General features: G+C 41.5%; 3 protein-coding genes. All 3 read left to right on the top strand.

Features of this window, described 5'->3' with window-relative positions; genetic code table 11:
- The coding region (gene ecbA, locus EP1_RS13090) for an MSCRAMM family collagen-binding adhesin EcbA (RefSeq protein WP_067628281.1) at positions 1 to 2,635 on the top strand (2,635 nt) is incomplete at its 5' end.
- Positions 2,636 to 2,747: 112 nt separating this feature from the next.
- Entirely contained in the window at positions 2,748 to 3,062 is a 315-nt protein-coding gene (locus EP1_RS13085; protein WP_010710319.1) for a YdcP family protein, read from the top strand.
- An 11-nt stretch (positions 3,063 to 3,073) separates the two neighbouring features.
- Complete coding sequence (locus EP1_RS13080) at positions 3,074 to 3,448, top strand: YdcP family protein (protein WP_010740288.1); 375 nt, start codon at positions 3,074 to 3,076, stop codon at positions 3,446 to 3,448.
- The last annotated feature ends 11 nt before the right edge of the window (positions 3,449 to 3,459 follow it).

Below are 3,459 nucleotides of genomic sequence, written 5' to 3'. Positions count from 1 at the left end.
GAATTTATCGGAGTTTGATGAGGTTGTCGAAAATACCGCCAACATTGATTATCGGGTGAATGGCAATCAATTAGTGATTACCCCAAATGCCAATTCAAAAGAGAGCGGTGTGTTAACGCTAAAGAAATCCGCCGGTACCGGAACGCCTGTGGCTTACAAAAAAGCGGGCCAACAGACCTTGATGGCGGGGGCGATTGATAAGCCCAATACCTACACAATCAAAATTGATGTGGAAACAGAAGGTTCTTTAAAAATCAAGAAAGTTGATAAGGAATCTGGCGACGTGGTACCGGGAACGGTTTTCCATTTGAATTTTGGAAAAGCTTTACCGGAAAAAGATGTCACAACGGATAAAGACGGAGTAGCGACATTGGATGGGATTCCCCATGGCACGAAAGTAACCATTACTGAAAAATCGGTATCGGCTCCTTATACGATTGATCCCACTCCCATGACCGCAATGATTAAAGCTGGTGAGACCATTTCTGTGACTTCAAAAAATACTCGGGTAAAAGGACAAATTATTCTGGATAAAACAGGAGCTGAATCAGGCGCAAATCTTTGGAATGGAAATTATTCCTTAGCTGGAAACACCTTTTCCATTCGTAAAGATAGCCCAACTGGTGAAATCGTTAAAGAAATCACGACTGACGAAAAAGGTCATGCAGAAACACCAAAAGAGATCGCCAATGCGTTGGAATTAGGAACGTATTATGTGACCGAAACCAAAGCGAGTAATGGCTTCGTGAATACCTTTAAACCCGTGAAAGTCGAGTTGAAATACGCCAACCAAACCGTGGCACTGGTTACTAGAAATGTAAAAGGTCAAAACCAAGAAATCACTGGCGAAACCACTTTGACAAAAGAAGACAAAGAGACTGGTGAGACAACACAAGGAAAAGCCGAATTTACTGGTGCGGAATACACCTTGTTTGCTGCTGAGGATGAAAAAGCTGTCAAATGGGATGATGCTTTTAAGCCAGAATTAGTGAAGGGGACTAAAGCTTCTGATGAAACGGTGACTTTAGCTTTAGACGAAAAGAATCAAGTGGCCGTGAAGCATTTAGCCATCAATGAGTATTACTGGCAAGAAACCAAAGCACCAGAAGGCTATACCTTGGATGAAACAAAATATCCTGTTTCCATCAAAAAAGTTGATGATGACGAAAAAAATGCTGTAATTACTCAGGATGTTACAGCGAAAGAACAAGTAATTCGTTTCGGGTTTGATTTCTTCAAATTTGCCGGATCGGCGACGGGAACTGCCGAAACTGGGTTCAATGACTTAACTTTTAAAGTGACGCCGTTAGAAGGAACCAATGAAATTACCGGTGCTAAAGATGAGGCCACCACAGCTCCCAATGAACAACTGGGGTTCGATGGTTATGGAAAATTTGAAAATCTGCCTTATGGGGATTATTTGCTAGAGGAAGTAGAAGCACCAGAAGGATTCCAAAAGATTACACCACTAGAAATTCGTTCTACTTTCAAGGAAAACAAAGAAGACTATGCTAAGAGCGAATATGTCTTTACCATTACCGAAAAAGGACAAAAGCAGCCGATTAAAACAGTGAAAGTACCTTATGAGAAGCTAACCAATACGAAATTCTCTGTTAGTCTGAATCGCTTGATGCTCTATGATTTGCCAGCGGAAGAAGACAGCTTAACTTCCCTTGCGACTTGGAAAGACGGAAACAAAGAATTAACTAGCATGGAATCTACTGAATTACTCGATAAATTGAGTTATAACTTGCATGAAATCAAAGACGACTGGTATGTGGTAGCTCAAGCAATTGATGTGGAAGCCACAAAAGTTACCCAAGAAAAAGATGAACAAGCGAAACCAGTCGTGATTGCGGAAACAACCGCAACAATGGCGAACAAAGAGGAAACGGGAACCTGGGAAATTCTGCATGAATTAACGGCTGAACAAGTCTTAGATAAAACGATTGTCTTGTTCAATTATGTGTATGAAAACAAGGAAGCCTATGAAGCAGGCGATGAACCAATCGCAAAAGATGCTAGCTTGAACAATCAAGCGCAAACTGTCAAGAGTGAGATTGAACGGCATGTTTCTATTCAAACAAAAGCCCATCTAGAGGACGGTTCTCAGACGTTCACTCATGGTGATGTGGTAGATATGTTTGATGATGTTTCCATTACCCATGAGGTACTGGATGGCTCAAAAGAAGCTTTCGAAACTATTCTCTATGCGTTATTACCAGATGGTACGAACAAAGAAATTTGGAAATCTGGCAAGATTGAGTATGAAGTCAACGACAAAGAATTCACCAAAACCGTGCTTGCAGAAAAAGTCGATACCAGCAACTATCCAGAAGAAACTAAATTTACTTTTGCGGAAATCAATTATGATAAAGATGGAACCATCAATGGAAAACACAATGAAGATTTGAAAGAAAAATCCCAAACTTTAACGCCAAAAGAAGCTCCGACAACATCTAGTACACCAGAACAGCCAGAAACACCAACTGTTTCAAGTGACACTCCGGAATCTAGTCCCACAGTGAAGACGTTCCCTCAAACGGGTGAAGAGCATTCCAACGTGCTACTATTCATTGGCTTTACCTTGATCTTTGCGACGGCTGGGTATTATTTCTGGAATCGCCGGAACTAAGGTGATGAGATGAAACAAGTAAATCCTAAGAACCAACGTGCGCGACCGCCTCCTAAAAAAGTAGTCGCGCTATTTTTGTATCCAAAACTAACAATGAAAAGAGGAAAAGAAGATGGAATTGAAATTTGTTGTGCCAGATATGGCCGAAACCTTTGGAAAGATAAGCTATGCCGGCGAAGGCGAAGTTTTAACAGAAGGATATGGGCGGAATACTACAGTAATTGGTCGTGGTTATCATTTGTATTCCAGTAAACAACGGGCAGATGATATTGAAGTGGTGGTAGCTGCGGAAGCTGGTGAAAAGGATTTTGATCAAGACCAACCACTAAAAGCCGTGAATCCTCACTTAGTTGCCAAAGGGTATGAGATTGAGAACCGTGGTTTTACGGATTATGTGTTGTATGTCGATGATTTAGTGAAAGCATAGGAGGAAAAAAGATGAGATTAACAGAAGGTATTGTCGTAGATTCAGGATTAACGTTTGGCAAGTTGCGTTTTTCCGCATTACGCCGGGAAGTACGGAAACAAAATGAAGATGGAACGGTTAGTAACGAGGTGAAAGAACGGACCTATAATTTGAAATCCTCAGCACAAGGCCGAATGATTCAAGTTAGTATCCCGGCCAATGTGCCCTTGCGCGAGTTTGCCTATGATGCCGAAGTCGAATTGGTCAATCCGATTGTGGATACCGTCGCCAATTATGTTTTCCGAGAAGGAACTACCGTCAATTGGTTCATCAAAGCGGATGATTTGGTGCTAAAACGCCCGCAAAATCAAGGAAATCCTAACAATCAAAATGAAGGGAAGAAATAGGTGAGAACGAT

The sequence above is a fragment of the Enterococcus pseudoavium NBRC 100491 genome, from assembly GCF_001544295.1.
GTDB classification, from domain to species: Bacteria; Bacillota; Bacilli; order Lactobacillales; family Enterococcaceae; genus Enterococcus_A; species Enterococcus_A pseudoavium.
Note: the sequence above shows the minus strand (reverse complement) of the source record. Positions and strands in the feature narration are given on the sequence as shown.